General features: G+C 61.7%; 14 protein-coding genes, 1 tRNA gene and 1 pseudogene. 5 read left to right on the forward strand and 11 right to left on the reverse strand.

The window, feature by feature from the left end; all coding sequences use genetic code 11:
- The 7 genes and pseudogenes from EOA86_RS02385 to EOA86_RS02415 form a co-directional block, all read right to left on the reverse strand.
- Positions 1 to 466 (reverse strand): annotated as a pseudogene (locus EOA86_RS02385) (type II secretion system protein F); the annotation flags it as partial.
- A gap of 3 nt (positions 467 to 469) precedes the next feature.
- Positions 470 to 1,888: a CpaF family protein gene (locus EOA86_RS02390; protein WP_128340607.1), complete on the reverse strand. Its 1,419-nt coding sequence runs from the start codon at positions 1,886 to 1,888 to the stop codon at positions 470 to 472.
- The gene (locus tag EOA86_RS02395) at positions 1,885 to 3,096 is read right to left on the reverse strand and encodes a response regulator/pilus assembly protein (protein WP_128340608.1); all 1,212 of its coding nucleotides are present in this window, start codon (positions 3,094 to 3,096) and stop codon (positions 1,885 to 1,887) included. Before EOA86_RS02395 ends, EOA86_RS02390 begins: the two co-directional genes overlap by 4 nt.
- A 29-nt stretch (positions 3,097 to 3,125) precedes the next feature.
- The gene (locus tag EOA86_RS02400) at positions 3,126 to 3,374 is read right to left on the reverse strand and encodes a hypothetical protein (protein ID WP_240992599.1); all 249 of its coding nucleotides are present in this window, start codon (positions 3,372 to 3,374) and stop codon (positions 3,126 to 3,128) included.
- Positions 3,375 to 3,391: 17 nt separating this feature from the next.
- A complete protein-coding gene (locus tag EOA86_RS02405; protein WP_245497088.1) occupies positions 3,392 to 4,828 on the reverse strand; it encodes a type II and III secretion system protein family protein in 1,437 nt (478 codons plus the stop codon).
- Positions 4,829 to 4,868: 40 nt separating this feature from the next.
- Positions 4,869 to 5,795: a Flp pilus assembly protein CpaB gene (gene cpaB, locus EOA86_RS02410; RefSeq protein WP_245497089.1), complete on the reverse strand. Its 927-nt coding sequence runs from the start codon at positions 5,793 to 5,795 to the stop codon at positions 4,869 to 4,871.
- 906 nt (positions 5,796 to 6,701) lie between these two features.
- Positions 6,702 to 7,829: a PQQ-dependent sugar dehydrogenase gene (locus EOA86_RS02415; protein WP_127211879.1), complete on the reverse strand. Its 1,128-nt coding sequence runs from the start codon at positions 7,827 to 7,829 to the stop codon at positions 6,702 to 6,704.
- 305 nt (positions 7,830 to 8,134) lie between these two features.
- On the opposite strand from EOA86_RS02415, the gene EOA86_RS02420 reads away from it, so the two are divergent.
- The 5 genes from EOA86_RS02420 (at position 8,135) to EOA86_RS02440 (ending at position 10,940) form a co-directional block, all read left to right on the forward strand.
- Positions 8,135 to 8,560 (forward strand): globin family protein, encoded by a 426-nt coding sequence (locus tag EOA86_RS02420; RefSeq protein ID WP_029357010.1) that lies wholly within the window; start codon positions 8,135 to 8,137, stop codon positions 8,558 to 8,560.
- 66 nt (positions 8,561 to 8,626) lie between these two features.
- Complete coding sequence (locus tag EOA86_RS02425) at positions 8,627 to 8,953, forward strand: hypothetical protein (RefSeq protein ID WP_029357011.1); 327 nt, start codon at positions 8,627 to 8,629, stop codon at positions 8,951 to 8,953.
- 17 nt (positions 8,954 to 8,970) lie between these two features.
- The gene (locus tag EOA86_RS02430) at positions 8,971 to 9,618 is read left to right on the forward strand and encodes a DUF2380 domain-containing protein (protein ID WP_128340609.1); all 648 of its coding nucleotides are present in this window, start codon (positions 8,971 to 8,973) and stop codon (positions 9,616 to 9,618) included.
- A 44-nt stretch (positions 9,619 to 9,662) separates the two neighbouring features.
- Positions 9,663 to 9,738 (forward strand) — tRNA-Thr (locus tag EOA86_RS02435).
- Between the two features lie 407 nt (positions 9,739 to 10,145).
- Entirely contained in the window at positions 10,146 to 10,940 is a 795-nt protein-coding gene (locus EOA86_RS02440; protein ID WP_128340610.1) for an FkbM family methyltransferase, read from the forward strand.
- Between the two features lie 96 nt (positions 10,941 to 11,036).
- Here EOA86_RS02440 and EOA86_RS02445 read toward each other — a convergent pair whose 3' ends face one another.
- The 4 genes from EOA86_RS02445 to EOA86_RS02460 all read right to left on the reverse strand — a co-directional run.
- Positions 11,037 to 12,629: an indolepyruvate oxidoreductase subunit beta family protein gene (locus EOA86_RS02445; protein WP_128340611.1), complete on the reverse strand. Its 1,593-nt coding sequence runs from the start codon at positions 12,627 to 12,629 to the stop codon at positions 11,037 to 11,039.
- The gene (locus EOA86_RS02450) at positions 12,622 to 14,775 is read right to left on the reverse strand and encodes an indolepyruvate ferredoxin oxidoreductase subunit alpha (RefSeq protein ID WP_128340612.1); all 2,154 of its coding nucleotides are present in this window, start codon (positions 14,773 to 14,775) and stop codon (positions 12,622 to 12,624) included. The genes EOA86_RS02445 and EOA86_RS02450 overlap by 8 nt, the downstream gene beginning before the upstream one ends.
- Before the next feature lie 45 nt (positions 14,776 to 14,820).
- Positions 14,821 to 15,300, reverse strand: coding sequence for a MarR family transcriptional regulator (locus EOA86_RS02455; protein WP_128340613.1), 480 nt, complete (start codon positions 15,298 to 15,300; stop codon positions 14,821 to 14,823).
- The coding region (locus tag EOA86_RS02460; RefSeq protein ID WP_164891530.1) for an NAD(P)/FAD-dependent oxidoreductase at positions 15,300 to 16,683 on the reverse strand (1,384 nt) is incomplete at its 5' end. The genes EOA86_RS02460 and EOA86_RS02455, both read right to left, overlap by 1 nt.

The raw sequence follows: 16,683 nt of genomic DNA on the forward strand, positions 1-16,683 counted from the left end.
GTTCCAGGGCTTCTGGAAGCTGCATTCCGAACATCTTGTGCCGCCGCTTGCGCAGGAACCGCAGGGTCATGATCGGAAAGACCAAACACATGACGGGAAGCACTGCCAGTGCAATGATCAGCGGCAGGCCGTAGGAAACGGCAAACAGGCAGATGCCAAGCGCCAGACCCGACGTGATCAGCAGAAATTTCGGCAGCGGTAGGACCATGCCGGACTGGATCCGCAGCTCCCGAATCCGGTCGAGTGAAAGCATCGAAGAACCGCCTTCCATCCCACGCTCTTTGCGCAGTTGGATCAGCACCTGCTCTTGGCTGAGGTTTTTCTCCTGCAGCTTCATTCGCCGATTGATCGCCATGCGGCGATCCCGGTGTCCGGCGTAAAGCAGGTAAAACGCTTCGGCGATCATGATGCCGGTCAGACCGGCGCCGGCATAAATCACATAGATGGCGGTGAATCCCTCGAGCATTGATTATTCCTGCTGTCTGCCAGGCTCGAAATACCGCCCAGGAAATTCGATGCCCATCGCCTTCAGGTCTTCGAGGAAGCGTGGGCGCAGGCCGGTCGCCTCGAAGTGGCCAAGGATCGTCCCGTCCGCTTCCATGCCGGTGCGCACGAAGCGAAATATCTCCTGCATCTGGATCACGTCGCCTTCCATCCCGGTCACTTCGGCGACGCTCGTGACCCTGCGCTTGCCGTCGGAAAGCCGGGTAAGCTGCACGATGATATCGAGCGCGCTTGCGATCTGGCTGCGGATCGACTGCACGGTCATCGGCATTCCGGTCATGCCGAGCATCTGTTCGAGACGGGAAATCGCGTCGCGCGGCGTGTTGGCATGAATGGTCGCCATCGAGCCTTCGTGGCCGGTGTTCATCGCCTGAAGCATGTCGAAGGCTTCCTCGCCGCGGCACTCGCCGAGGATGACGCGGTCCGGCCGCATGCGCAGCGCGTTTTTGACCAGATCGCGCTGCTTGAGTTCGCCGTGACCTTCGATATTGGCCGGCCTCGTCTCCATGCGCGCCACATGCGGCTGCTGCAATTGCAGTTCGGCCGCGTCTTCGATGGTGATCAGGCGCTCGTCTTCGGGGATGAAGGCCGACAGCGCGTTCAGCATCGTCGTCTTGCCGGTGCCGGTGCCGCCGGAAATAATCGTCGTCTTGCGGGCATGGACTGCGGCGGCAAGGACCTCGGCCATGTTCTGCGTGACCGCACCAAATTCAACGAGCTTATGCAGGCCGAGCTTATTCTTGGAGAATTTGCGGATGGATACCAGCGGCCCGTCGACACCGACCGGTCGGATGGCGGCATTGAAGCGTGAGCCGTCGAGCATGCGCGCGTCGACCATCGGCTGGGATTCATCGACGCGGCGGCCGACGGCCGCAACGATCTTGTTGATGATGCGTATGAGGTGAGCTTCGTCCTTGAACGGAATATGCACCTGCTCGAGCTTGCCATGCCGCTCGACGAAGCAACTGCGATGGCCGTTGATCAGGATGTCGTTGATGGTCGGGTCTTTCAGCAACGGCTCGAGCGGGCCGAGGCCGACCATTTCGTCGACAATGTCATCCACCAGCGCGTCGAGTTCGGCGACGTTGACCGCAAGCCGTTCGCCGCGCGCCTTCTCGGAGACGAAATCATGCACCTGCCGCCGCATCTCGTCGCGCGGCAGGCGCTCGAGCGCTACGAGGTTGATCTCTTCGATCAGCATGCGGTGAATGCGCATTCTGGCGTCGAGGACCTTCGTGGGCTTTGCCGGTCCCACCTCGGGTTTCGGCGGGGCCGGCTTGCGTGTCGTCGGGATGACGACCGGCCGATGCTGGATTGGCGCCTGCTCCTGCCGGCTTTCCGGCGTGGCATCGCGTTTCTGGAGCATCGAAAATCGGCTGTTCACCCGGCTCTCCTCAAAAGACTTTTGCCGAGCCCGAACAGTGAACGCTTTTTCCGCGATTCCGCCACGACCTCATCAGGCAGGACTATTCGCCTGAGATCGTTGACGACATTCGCGTTGGGGTCGATCTCGTGCAGCGGAACGCCGCGATCGACGGCCTCGCGCACCAGCTTGTAATTGTTCGAGATGCCGCCGACGAAATGCTCGCCGAGGAATGCCTGGACGTCGGCCCGCTTGATGCCGCTTTCGAACAGGCGTTGTTCGAAGCGGTTGACGAGGACGTTTGGCTTCACCTCCTTGCCCACCGTCTCATAAACGGCCTGGATCAGCCGCTGCGTATGGCGCAGGCACGGCACGGTCATTTCGGCGACGATGTAGAGCTTGTTTGAGCCCAGCAGCACGGTCTCCGTCCAGGGAAACCACGTGCGCGGCATGTCGATGACGACATTGTCGTAATAGGCGGAGACGAGGTCCAGCATGCGGACAACCACGTCGGCGTTGAACGTGCGCATCTCCGCTGGCCGCGGAGGCGCAGCCAGCACGCAGAGACCGCTCGCATGTTTCGAGAGCATCACGTCAAGAAGCTGGCGGTCAAGGCGTTCCGGCTGATTCTCGATTTCGTTGATGTCGAAGCGTGGCTCGAGGTCGAGATATTCGGCGCATGAGCCTTGCTGGAAATTGAGATCGACTACGCAGGTCGACGATCCGCGCGTTACCGAATGGTGGAGCTGGAACGCGGTTTGCAGTGTCAGGGTGGTGGTGCCTACCCCCCCGGCGGCGGGCATGAACGTGTAGATTTGCGACTCGGTGTTCTCTTCGCGCCCCGGTCCCTCAAGCGCGCGAACGCAGGAGCGAACAAGATCGGCGGTGGTCAGCGGCTTGACCAGAAAATCGGCGACCTGAAGCTGAACCAGGATGCGCGCGGCGGACGCATTGAATTCCTGAGTCACAACGATGATTGCAGCGCGCCTCTCGAGCCGCCGCGTAATGCGCTGCAGCGCCTCGATCTCGTTGAGCTTGGCCGCATCCATGTCGACGATCACCGCGCTGCAATCAGCCTCCTGGATTTCGCCGCGCAACTCGGTGACGTTCTTCTCGACCGTAACAAGCGCAACCGCCTCCGACGAGGCGAACGCCGTCCTCGTTTTCTGCACAAAGCTCTTGTCGGTGGAAACAAGCACGATCCGCTTGGTTTTTCCGGGATTTGCCATTCTTCTCGCACGCGCGTTTGGTGGCCTGATCAGTAACCGGCCGTTGGTTGCGATGCTTTTTCCTCGACCGCTTTCGCGGCCGCGCTAGGCTGGGCGCCGCGGTTTGCTGGCACCCGAAGCCGGGTGCGTTCGACGCCCTCAGGCCACGGATCGACCATCTGCATCACGGTGTTGGCCGCCATCGCATTGCCCGCGCCTTGGGTCAGCCCGTCGAGACGCATCGTCTCCTCGGTTGCACAACCGCTGGCAGAGGCGAGCATTGCAACGGCGCCGATCATTGAAAGCGTTCGCATGCTCATTCCTTTGGGAGATCGAGGAAGTGGCCGACTTTTGTGGCTGGAGCGGCAGCGGCGGTTGCGGTCCCGCCATTGTGGGCGGCGTCGACGGTTTTCACCTCCTCCACATTGCCCAGAAAATAATCGACATTGCTTGCCGGCAAGGTGCCGTCAGCCGGCGTCAGCGGCTTCTTCGATGGGTCCATCGGCTTAACGAGGTACGGCGTGACGATGATGACCAGGTCCGTTTCGCGCCGCTGATACGCTCTGGAACTGAACAGCGGGCCGAGCACCGGCAACTTGCCCAGACCTGGAACGCGCTGCTGAACCATGTCGTTCTCGCTTTGCAGCAAGCCCGCCATCATAAAACTCTGACCGCTTTTCAGATCGATCGACGTGTGCGCGCGCCGCACCACGAAACCCGGGATGGAGATATTGCCGATATTGTAGGAAGCCGATCTATCGATCGAGGAGACCTCCGGCTCGATGTCGAGAGCGATCAGGCCGTCGCTGAGCACGGTCGGTGTGAAGTCCAGACTGACGCCGAACTTTTTGTATTCGACTGAGATCTTGCCGTCCTCTTCCGAGACTGGGATCGGAAACTCGCCGCCCGCCAGGAAGCTCGCTTTTTCACCCGAGCGCGCAATTAGGTTCGGTTCGGCAAGACGTCGCGCGACACCGCGGTCTTCCAGAGCCTTGATGGCGACATCGATTGACACGCCGTTGGAGAGAAGGCCGCCGATGAGCTGTGCCGCGGGAGTCGCCTTAGAAACCGAAGGGGTGGAGTTGAACGAGACGCCGCCATTGCTGCCGATGTATGTCACGCCGATTTTGGTGCCGAGTTCCTGTCCCACCTGCCGGTTGATTTCGACGAAGCGCACATTCAACTGAACCTGCTGCGAGGAGGAAATATTGACCGAGTTGATGACCGTTTCTTCGCCCGAAAAATTGGTGGCGATCCGAGTCGCCTTATCAACTGCCAACGCATCTTCGGCCGAGCCGGACAGAACAAGCCGGCCATTCGCCGAGCTAACCTTTATGTTGGCCCCCGGCACGCTGTCGCGGATGGTGCTGGCCAAACGGTCGGTGTCGAGCGTCACCTCGATGTCCATCGTACCGACCAGTTGCTTGTTTTCGTCGTAGAGAGCGATGGCCGTCGTGCCGAGATTACTGCCGAGCAGGTAGAAGGAGCGGTCCGTCAGCGGATTGACATTGGCGATCTCTGGATCGCCGATGACGATCTCGTAGAACGGCACATCGGTCTTGATCGTTCTGGGCTTTCCCCTGGCGAGCTTGATCGACATGTTTTTGGTCGAGGTAACGTAAACCACGCCGTTGCCGGCCTCAGCGTTTCCAACGCCAACCAGAAAGTGTCCCGCCGCAAACGAGATCGCCAGCAAGGCTATTCCGGCAGCATGCGCGCCGCTCCGACACAAATTGCCCATCCACCCAAACATTGCCTGTCCCCAAAAATCCGGCACCCCTGCCGGTGTCGTGTCACTTGTCCGGCGCAACAACCTGATAGGATTGCGGGTTGGTCCCGCGCGTCACAATCACGGTCTTGAATTTTTGCGCTTCCGGCCCCACTGCGGCGATTGCCTCGATGACTGCGCCCGCAGCATCCGACGCGCCGGCCGCCACCGAGCCGCCGAATGAAGAGATGGTCGTCAAACCGTCTGTCGAACCACCGCCTTCGCTTGAGGCGCGCAGCGACAGCGACAGCGTGCCCACCGTGCGGGCCAGCGCCACCTTCTGCGCGCCCTCGGCATTGACCTCGATGGTCACAGAATTAGCGATCTGCGGACTGATCTGCCGCTCGTCGGCGCCCTGGCCGACGGTCAGCACCTTGGCGCTCTCGACCACGATCTCGCTGGTCAGCGTCGAACCGGCCGCGCCTTCGGCATTTTTCGCGACTTCGGTGATGGCGCCGGCGTCGCGCGTCAGCACCACGTCGACATGGTCGCCGGGCATAACGAAGCCGCCGACGCCGGCTATTTCGTCGGTGCGGATTGTCACCGCCCGCATGCCTGGCGAAAGCAGGTTCGACAGCGTCGCGCGCCCATTGGGACCTGACAGTTTTGCAAGCAAAAGCGGCTCGTTGATCTCGAGGGGTGAAAGCACGACACGACTTCCCTCGGCCAAAGCTTCGTTGATCGTCGTGAAGGCGCCCTGCGGAAGCGAATCCTGCGGCCACGGAATTTCCGCCAGTTGCGTCCGCTCTAGCGCCATGCCGAAGCGCAGCGGCGTCTTGGCGACGACGATCGTCTGAAACTGCATCGCCGGCGGCGCGGGTGTCGGAACTGCGAGCGAAATCCCTCCGGCACGAGCGTTTGCTTCGCTCTTAATCCAGAGATCGGCGGCAAAGATCGAGGCCGCGCCGAACACCGCGGCGATGCCGATCATTGTAATGGCTTTGCCCTTCACACCCGATACCTCAAAATGCACCCTTCTTGCCTTTTGTCTTTGGCCGGACGCTACCGGGCGATTCTGAACAATTAGAAACTTCGCTTATTCGAATTGGAGCTATCGTTGCGTCTGGTTACCGAACCCTTGGACCTTTTTCCGCAATTTGAGTGAGCGCCATTTACTCTTGGGTCGAACATTCACTTGGTTCGACGTTTCCGGCACGTCGTCACGTTGTTGGCACGGTCAATGCGGCCAGAAGCAATCGGCAGTTTTCAGGAACGAGTTCATCAGGCCTCTGTGAAATGCTTCGCCTCTAATCTGCGATGGCGTCGCTACCGTGAGCGCCCGGGTCCCAGTTCCGGTGATCGGCCTCTTCAAAACCTAGCGCGCCGGCACCGGCGTCTACATCGTGGCCGGTGGCAGGACTTTCTGGCATTTTATCTCGGCGTGCAGGCTGTTTCGACTACACGGAACATGCAGTTGGATATCTGGGCTGACCCATGGCGAAACCGATCTTGTACGGTTATGGTGACAAGTTGGAACGTACGTTTTCCGTCGCCATATTCTTAATTGTATTTACGTGTGCGATCGTCATCTTGCTTTTCAACATTGATTCTATTAGATTGGAAATACCGTATTCAAAAATTGTTTTCGGACGAGACAAGACTGACGATAGCATCGGACCATTTTCTAGCTGTACTAGGATTCTTTTCGCTATTCTCTGTTTCCGTGCTTTCGATGGTAACGATTTTGCTTTTAATTTGGCGCTGCTCTACGAAAGTTGCCCACGTCGTGTCTGAAGTATTCCGCGACGACCGTCCTTAACTCGATCACTTTAGATAGAGCGGGCCTCCAAGACGTTGGATGTCACAGCGCGATCACCCCGACCGTTTCAGAAAATCGCGTCTGTCGCGCCGCATGGGGTCACTGCGACGCTGCCGGCGCCAGTCGCAATATCCTTCCCGCTGGCTCGTCGGTCAACGCCATTACCGCGCCGTCGGGAGCCTGCACCACGTCTCGGATACGCCTGCCGAGAGCGAGGACTTCCTCGCCGGCGACCTGCTTTCCATCGATCCTGACACGAACGATGCCTTCCGCCGAAAGTCCGCCAATCAGGAGGTCGCCTCGCCAATCGGCAAACATGTCGCCGGTGTAGAAGGTCATGCCGGAAGGCGAGATGACCGGCGTCCAGCTATGGATGGAGTCGGCAAACTCCGGCCGGGTGGAAGGATCGGGGATGCGTTCGCCCGAATAATGCCGGCCCCAGCTGACTGCGGGCCAGCCGTGATTCCTGCCCGCTTGCGGAATGTTCAGCTCATCGCCGCCGCGCGGTCCCATTTCCGCCGTCCAGAGCACGCGGGTTTCGGGATGGATCGCTGCGCTTTGCACATTGCGATGCCCGTAGGACCATATCTCATCGGCGCCGTCCTTGCCGACGAAAGGATTGTCGTCAGGCACAGACCCATCGGGATTGATGCGGACGACCGTGCCGAGATGATTGTTCGCGTCCTGCGCCTGTTGCGCCTTGCCGCGATCGCCGAGCGTGACGAAGAGCTTGCCGTCCGGCGCGAATACCAGGCGGGAGCCGTAGTGGTGCCGGCTGGACACGGCTGGTTCCTGCCGGAAGATCACTTCGAAGTTCGAAAGCGCGCTGCCGTTCTTATCCAGACGTCCACGGCCGACGGAGGTGGCCGCGCCGCCGCCGCGTTCCTCCGAGTAGGAGAGATAAACCGTCCGGTTGTTGGCAAAGTCCGGATCGAGCGCCACATCCAGCAGACCGCCTTGTCCGGTGGCGAGGACGTCCGGCACACCGTCGATCGGATCGGAAACGGCCCCCTCGGTCGAGACGAGCCGCAGGCGCCCTGGACGCTCGGTGACCAGCATTGCGCCGTCGGGCAGGTAGGTCGCGCCCCAGGGATGTTCGAGCCCTTCGGCAAAGGTCTCGACCGCAATGCGGCCGGTCTCGCTCTCGATGCTGCCGTCCTGCGCGAGCGTGGTCGAGGGCGCACCGAAGGCAAGAAGAAAAGACGAAGCAATGAATATCCGCAGCATGATTTCTCCATCCGAACGGGGATATAGGGGAGGAGCCGCCGGCTCCCCGATATAATGACCGACTGCCGATGCAGTTCCAAGCTGGCGCGCGCGCCTCGGTTTTCAACTATGACCAGGTCCGGATCGAGCGAGATGAGCACGGGGCCTGTGGCACCCTCAGTACGATCTACGTGAAAAGAAGCCAAATGAGCGCGAACTGAAAAACCATCGAGACACAACTGAAACACATCTGCGCGCAGGCGACATGCACGCGAAACGCTTTGGGGCGATGGTCACCCCAAGCCAGGAATGCAGGAGCGTCGCCGATGACACCCGACCAGATCAGACTTGTCCAGGACAGTTTTCGCGAGGTCGTCCCGATTCGCGTGGCCGCCGCCGCGCTGTTCTATGACCGCCTGTTCGCGATCGACGCGGACCTTCGCGCGCTGTTTCCGGTGAGAGACATGACCAAGCAAGGCGCCAAGCTGATGGCGAGCCTGGGCTTCGTCGTGCACGGATTGGACCGTGCCGACACCATCCTCCCGACGGTGCGCGTGCTCGCCAAGCGTCACGTGACCTACGGGGTCGAGGAGCGTCATTACCCGATCGTCGGGCAAGCGCTCATCGAGACGCTGGCAGTCGGCCTCGGTCCGGCTTTTACACCGGCTGTCCGCGACGCTTGGGAGGCAGCCTACGGATTGCTCGCGAATGTGATGATCGCGGCTGCCCGCGAAGATCAGCTCGCAGCGTGATTTTATTGGATGCAGCCGAAGGCGACCATCCAGCCGAACGGCAAATCATAAATAGAGGAGAAAACGATGTTCAGATACACAGCTCTTGCAGCGCTTTGCGTTGTGGCAGGTTCCGCTTCTGCCGGCGAACTCACGGCCCGTCAGGGTGGGAGCGTCGATCTCGGCAACTTTCACGGCGTCGTCTACTACACGGAGGCGGCTGACGGCTACCGGGTGGTCACCACGATGGCGGCGGGCGAAGAAAGTTTGCCAGTACGCTTCGTCGCGACCCTCACCGAGGGCCAGGCGTTCGTGATCTCGGTCCCGGGCGAGTTGGCAGGGGCCGGCCAGGCACTCGAAATATCGCGCGCCCAAGGCAAGCTCGTTGTCGCCAAGGTGGAGTCCACCCAGTAACGGGCGGAAAGTTGACGTTGCGACGTAACTGGATAGCCTTGCGCTTGCTTTCCGCCTCTTCCAAACAACGCGACGAGACAATCGGCACCGCCAAAGGGATGACTATCGTCCCAACCTCGGAGAACGAGATGCTCAAGGTGCAATGCGCAGAGGTTCGATTTCGACTTTTTGAGTGCGGTCGATTTTTCCTGGCGCTGATCGGCGCTGGCGTGCTTGCGTCGGCCGCCTTTGCCGATGCCGAGCCCACAATCCTCGCCGTCGCGGATTTCGAGTTCAAGGATACATCCGGCGAAGTCAGGGACCAGACCGCCGAACACGAGGCGCGACTGAAGGCATTTGGCGTTGCGTTGCAGGATGGTCTTTCGGGCAACCAGAAGATCGACCTCGTCGCACTACCCTGTCAGGCAGAACAGTGCACCATTAAGGACCCCGGCCTTGTCGATCTCTCCAAGCGGGCAAGAACAGCCAGCGCGAAATATCTCCTGATCGGTCAGGTGCACAAGATGAGCACGCTGGTTGGCTGGGTGAAGTTCGCAGTGCTGGATTTGAACGACAACAAACCTGTCTGCGATCGATACCTGACCTACCGCGGGGATACCGACGAAGCGTGGCGACGCGCAGCAGAGTTCACCGCGCGCGACATCGAGAAGCACTGCATTCCGTAGCGTTGCGTCTATCACCAGCGCATCTTGGAAGATTTGGCTTCCCGGGCGCTTTAGCTCCGTTGGTAGAGCACATCATTCGTAATGATGGGGTCAGGTGTTCGAGTCACGCAAGCGGCACCAGTTGTTTCATAGGCTTAGGTGCACTGCCCGCAAGCGCAAAGCCTTTCCATCAAGACGCGTTCCGAGGCACAAATGGCGCCATTCGTGTCAGGCTTCTTCCTCTTTGCTGGTTCGTCCACCTTACGTCTGGCCGGCCCTATCAAGCCACTCTTCATTGATGCGGCGCCGTCATCTCCTTTCTGGACCTCGCCACAACGCTGATGCGTGCGGTCAACCCCCGGAACCGCTCCGTGTGTCAACGTGATCGTCCAGAAAGGGCATCCCTCGAATGGACGAAGACAGGCCCAGATTTAAGCGTACTTTGCCGTGTTCGTTTTCCAATGGCGCTGCGGATCGGAAGCTCCGTGCGAGGTTCAAGCCCTTATCGGAACGGAACGGTCCACCGGGGGCGGGGCAGGAGGCCGAGGATGTTCATTGCCGCAACGGGGCCGACGGCCCAGTTGGCAACAAAGCTCACTAAAAAGACCCAGAAAGCAAAAGACGTCTTGAGAACCGAGGGGCTTGGGCGGTTCCTCCAACTGTCGGCCTTGTCGCTGAGCGAACCGTTTAGGTCGCGATGGCTCCGTCGTCGCGTTGCGACGGACGCAAGGCAGGCATTGTCCAAGCTCAAGGCAGCTAGGCGAAGTCGCGGATTGTTTATCGATTGTGGTTCGAACATCGGTCAGGGATACAAATACTTTTCTCGGTACTACACACCCGACCGCTACGACTTCGTTCTAGTCGAGCCCAACAAGAATTGCCTGGCGCACCTTTATACTTTGCGCTCAGGAAAGGCCACTATGGAGATCATCGGCAAGGCGGCAAGCGTGAAAGATGGCTACGCCGAATTATTTGGTCCCCCTCCGGGCCGGTCGGAGCCCACCCACCAAAGTTGCTCGATCGTCCCTGACCACAACGAAAGCTTGTATCAATCGCTGCGATTTGCCCCGGACCTTGTCGAAACGTTTTCGCTGTCACAGATGATCCGAGCGAAGCATGAGCTGTACGACGTGGTCGTTCTCAAACTCGATGTAGAAGGGGCAGAGTACGAGATCCTTGATGACTTGATCAGGTCCGGAGTCCATCGCGATCTTTATGCCGCATATGTGGAATTCCACTCTCTCAAAATGCGGAATTCTGAGAGAAGAAAGAAACACGTCGTGGAATTGCAAATCAGACATGCATTCCTTGAGGCAGGCACGCGCTTCAGCGAATGGATATAGCGTCGGTGATCGGAAGGATAGGCAGCCTGGTCGACATGACTGGACGCTGAATGGTTGCCCGGATCCCTGAGTGGTTCGGTGCCGATCCGGGGCGTTTCAATTTTCCAGATCCGAGCCCAACGACGCCACAGTTTTCAGCGCGCCGTCGAGCATCTCGCCCTTCTCGTCCTTCAACGCGGCTTCGCGCAAGCGGCGGATCCAGTCGGCGGCGTCGGCGCGGCCCTTGAGCAGATCGAGTGCCGACAGCACGCCGTCGAATTTCGACTGGGCGCGGGCATGGGTGTCGCTGTAGCCCTTGATCAGGCGGCGACAGTTGAGGATTTCGACGGAGAGTGCGTAGTCCTCCCTGACATGGCCGAGCGCCAGCGCATACCAGCGCTCGAGATGTGCGGTCTCGACCTTGTGGCGCAGCAGGCGACGGCGCCAGCGACGCAGGCCGCCGATGAACCACAGCGCGACGAAGCCGGCGAAACTGTCGGTGCGGATGCGGCGGCCATGGTTGATGCGGCGGTCAAGGAAGGCGGCAAGCCTCGGCCGCGCCTCGATGTAACTGCCGAGGCCGGACGGCAGCGTGCCGCAGAATTCCTCGATGCGCGGATGGAAATATTCGGTCACCTGGAGGATCGTTCCCTCCTTGACACCGACCTCGCGGCGCACCCGCTTGTCGCGCGTCGAACGCGTCTTCAGGTCGGCGACGCGGATCATGTCGTCGTAGCACATGGCGTTGGCCAAATGCTTTGCCGCTGATATCGACAGCGCGTAGTCATGCTCGGCACTGTCCAGAGCGACGGCCCGGTCGAGCCGGTCGAGATACTCGCCGCCATAGGCGATGTCCTGATAGTCGACGACTTTTTTCAGACCGCGAAACGCCATGTCGCGCAGGGAAAGCGGCAGCGCGTCGACGCGCGCCGCAAGGTCCTGCCAGCCCTTCAACAGGCTTTCCGGGCCGCTCACCTTTGCCGCCGCGCCCGAGCCGGTTTCAGCAGCTTTCGGCTCTGCGATCTTGTCGCCCAGAGGTGGCGTGTTCGTGATGTCGCGGGCGCGATCAAAGGACGCGCCGAAGGCGGCGAGGCTGGCCTTCACGCCGCGGCCGCCGGCACCGATCGCCTGTTCATAGCTCTCGCGTGTGAACGGCAAGGCATCGGAGCCGGCCAGCGCGCCGAGCAGGCTGGCCGAGATCATCGAGCCGTTGTCGGCGGCGATCTTCTCCATGTCGAAGGCGATGAAGCGCTTGGCCGCCGTTTCAGCCGTGGCATGCACCTTTGAGGACGAGGCGCGGCCATCGCCGGGCTCGATCTTTTCCGAGACCGCGGCGATGCGATGCGACGAGGCAATCAGCGTCGTGCGCTCCGGCGTGACGAAGCCGCGAATGATGGCGCGGCCGGCTTCCATCAGTTCGGCGGCGATCAAGATGTCGACGTCGCCCTGCGAGGGCGACAGCGCAAAGACCGGCAGGCGACCGGTGTCGCGGCACATTTCGACATAGTAGATCGTGGCGCCGGTGCGCTGGGCGACGCCGGCGACCGAGGTCGATTGCGCGACATAGCCATTGCGTTCGGCGACGTCGGTGATCCAGTCGGCGAGCACGCCGCCGCCCTGGCCGCCGACCGCCAGCACGGCAAGCTTGATGACGCGCTCGCCTTCGGGAGCACCGGCGTTCGAGCGCGATGAGGGAACGGCGTCAAGCATCGGCGAATGTGAGGCGCCGGCTTTCACGGCGCCGCTGCAAGAGGCTGATCGTGGCGCGACGCGCGGCTTCGAGGAAACGGTCCCAGCGGCTGGGATTGTGCACCACGTCGGCGCGGTAGAAGGACGGGCACAGCACCGCCGCATCGGCAACCTCGCCGCAATTGCCGCAGCCGACGCAGCTCTGGTCGATATGCGCCACCGGATCGTCGCGCAGCGGATCGTCCAGCGACTTCACCGACAGCGACGGGCAGCCGGAAAGCCGCATGCAGGCATGGTCGCCGGTGCAGATGTCCTCGTCGACGCCGAATTTCGGCTTGACGATCCTTTTCCCGCCCTTGATCGCCCTGTCGACCAGCGGCTTTTCGCGGCGCTGCCGGTTCAGCATGCATTCGGACGAGGCGACGATGACTTTTGGGCCCTTCTCGTCCGTCGTCAGCGCCTCGCGCAGCGTGTCCTGCATCTTGGTCACGTCATAGGTGCGGTCGATGTGGCGCAGCCATTTGACACCCATGCCCTTCACCGCCTCGGTGATCGGATGCTTGGTCGATTTGGACTTGTTGCCGGCGCGGGATGAAAGAATGTCCTGCCCTCCCGTCGCCGCCGAATAGAAATTGTCGACGATGACGATGACGCCGTCGTTCTTGTTGAACACGGCGTTGCCGATCGACGAGGTCAGGCCGTTGTGCCAGAAGCCGCCGTCGCCGACGAAGGAGATCGACCGGCGCTTAGCATCGGGCGAATTGAACGCTGAGGCCGAGGCCGGCCCCAGCCCGTAGCCCATGGTAGTAGCGCCAAGCTCGAAAGGCGGCATGATCGAAAACAGATGGCAGCCGATGTCGGAGGCGATGTGGTGCTTGCCCAGCTCCTGCTCGACCAGCTTGGTGGCGGCGAAGATCGGCCGTTCCGGACAGCCGACGCAGAAGCCGGGCGGACGGCCCGGAACGACGTTGATAAGGTCGGCGGTATCCAGCCCGTCGCCGATCTTGTTCGGCGCGCGGACTTCGCCCGGCAGCAGGTGGGGGATGGTGGCGCGCAGGAACGATCCGATGCCGTCGAGCATGACCTGGCCGGTGTATTCGCCAGCCATCGGCAGGTGCTCCTTGCCGACGAGTTTCGTGCCACGCCCGGCCTTGTGCAGCATCGATGCGAAAGCCTGCTCGATATAATTGGGCTGGCCTTCCTCGACGACGAGCACAGCGTCCTTACCCTCGCAGAAGGACAGGAACTCGTCGTCGATCAAGGGATAGACGGCATTCAGCACGTAGAGCGGCACGTCTGTCACACCATAGGTGTCGGCAAGGCTTAGCCGCTGCAGCGCCCGGACGACCGAATTGTACATACCGCCCTGCATGACGATGCCGACCGAGCCGTGCTCCGGACCGAAGAACTCGTTGATCTTGTTTTTGCGGATGAAATCCACCGCCGCCGGCCAGCGTTTCTGCACCTTTTCCTTCTCGTGCAGGAAAGAGGCGGGCGGCAGCACGATGCGGCCGGTGTCGCGGCGCGGCGCGTCGAGCGCATCGGCCACCGTCATGGTCGGCCGCTTGTTGTCCTTGGCGATGAAACGGCCATGGACATGGCAGCAGCGGATGCGGACCTGCAGCATGACAGGCGTGTTGGAAACCTCGGAAAGCTCGAAGCCGTCCTCCACCGCCTTGACGATCGAGGGCAGGTTCGGCCGCGGGTCGAGCAGCCAGACCTGGCTCTTCATGGCGAAGGCGTGGCTGCGCTCCTGCATGATCGAAGAGCCTTCGCCATAGTCCTCGCCGACGATGATCAGCGCGCCGCCGGTGACGCCGCCCGAGGCGAGATTGGCGAGCGCGTCCGACGCGACATTGGTGCCGACTGTCGACTTGAAGGTCGCCGCACCGCGGATCGGATAATGCACAGATGCGGCCAGCATGGCGGTGGCGGTGGCTTCCGAGGCGCTGGCCTCGAAATGCACGCCGAGCTCGCCCAGAATATCCTGCGCATCGGCCAGCACATCCATCAGATGGCTGATCGGCGCGCCCTGATAGCCGCCGACATAGCCGACGCCGCATTGCAGCAGCGCCTTGGTGATGGCGAGAATGCCCTCGCCGGAAAACTCTTCGCCGGCGCCGAGCCTGAGCTTTTCGACTTCCTTGGCAAAAGACCGTTCAGCCATGTCAGCCTCCTTCCGTTGCCGCCGATATCCGGCGGCGGCGTACGTCTAGATGTCGTGCTTGCGAATGTTCTTCAGCATCTTCTGCAGCGTCGCGATCAGGGCGGCATATTCAACATCATCGATGTTATCGAACATCGCCTCGAACGCATCATGCATGGCCGGCCAGGCGCGGCCGAACTCGGCGCGGCCGTCGTCGGTCAGGAATACATGGCGGATGCGGCTGTCGGTGACTCCCTGCTCCCGCCGCACAAATCCTTGCCCTTCCAGCGTGTCGAGCGTCCGGCTCAACGTGGATTGTTCGATGACCGTGTAGACCGAGAGATCGTTGACGGTGACGCCGTCGGCCACCGACAGCACGGCGAGTGTGCGCACCTGCGGGATGGTCAGGCCCTGCTTGCGAAAATCGTCGCGCAAGGTGGCGTTGTAGCGGCCCATGATGCGGTTCATCAGATAGGGCGCGAATTGCTGCAGTCCGATCTGGCCCAGTGTCGAGATGCGCTGGCGCTTTTCAACCTTCTGTTCCATCACAGCCTCCCCGCCAGCAGAAAGCCGGAACCGCCGCCAAGCCCGGCGCCGGGATGGGTCGAGGCTCCGATGTGGTAGAGGCCCTTGATCCCGGTGTCGTGATTGCGGCTCGTCTTGAACGGCCGCCATAAGAACGACTGGTCGATGGTCGATGAGCCGCCATAGGGATCGCCGCCGACCAGATTGACGTTGATCGCTTCCAGATCGGCCGGCGAATAGGCGCGGCGTGCAATGACGCTGTCCTTGAACCCGTCGATATGGCTGGCGAGGATCGCTTCGGCACGGTCCGCGTAGGCCTCGCGCAGCGCGTCGGTCCAGCGGCCGTCGGCCGGTGTCTGCAGTTTGCCGGCGGCATCGCCCTTGATATGGCGTGGCGCCTCGGGCAGTTGCAGCCACAGGATCGCCTTGCCTTCCGGACAGCGCGAAGGATCGAGCGCATGCGGCTGGCCGACGCAGATGGTCGGCACCTCCGGCAGCATGCCGCGCGTGGCCTCGTTGCAGGCTTTCGACACGCCGTCGAGCCCCGGTGTCAGATGCAGTAGCGCGACCTTTGCCAGGCCCTCGCCGCGCCATGCGGGCGGCTTGTCCAGGGCATAGTGTATTTGGAAATTGCCCTTGCCGTAGCGGTATTTCTGCGCCGCCTCGAGGTCGGCTTTCGGAGCCGCGTCGCCGAGCAGCCGCCCGTAGAGATGGGTCGGCGTGACCGAGCAGATCACGCTCTTCTTCGCGGTGACCGTATCGCCCGAAGCCAGCCGTACGCCGGTGGCTCGGCCTCCGCTCTGGATAATGGAGGCAACGTCCCCTTCAGTCCGGATCACGCCGCCGCGCTCCTTGATCAGCGCTTCGAAGGCGGACAGCAGATTCCCAGCGCCGCCCTTGACGATCGGCGCGCCGGCAGCTTCCAGCGCAAAGGCGATAACCCTGGCGATCTGGCCGGAGAACGCGTCTTCAGGCCCAAGGCCGGCATGCAGCACCCAGGGCGCCCACAGCGCCCGGGTGATCTCCGACTGGTAAGTGTTCTCCAGCCAGCCGCGCGCCGGCACCAGCGCATCGCCGAGAAAGGCGGCAAGGCCGCGCGGGCCGCGCCGCCAGGCTTCGCCCGCCAGCAGCCTGGTCGTGGGGTAAGACCACAGGCTGCCGCCGAGCAGCCCGAACAGCAGGCCGGCATTGCGCTCGATCTCGCCGACGTCGCTGCCGTGCCGGTCGCCATCGCCTGCGGCAAGCGCATTGGCAGCCGCGACATTGGCGGGCCGATCGGTGCGCAGGATGGCATAGCTGCCGTCCGGCCGCAGCACGCCGGTGGGCGTGCCGGTGTTGCAGAATTCCAGGCCGTGCCGCGCCAGATCCTTGCCCAACGCCGCATAGGCAGGCGAGGTGATGAAC

It is taken from the genome of Mesorhizobium sp. M5C.F.Ca.IN.020.32.2.1, assembly GCF_004023105.1.
Classification (GTDB): domain Bacteria; phylum Pseudomonadota; class Alphaproteobacteria; order Rhizobiales; family Rhizobiaceae; genus Mesorhizobium; species Mesorhizobium wenxiniae.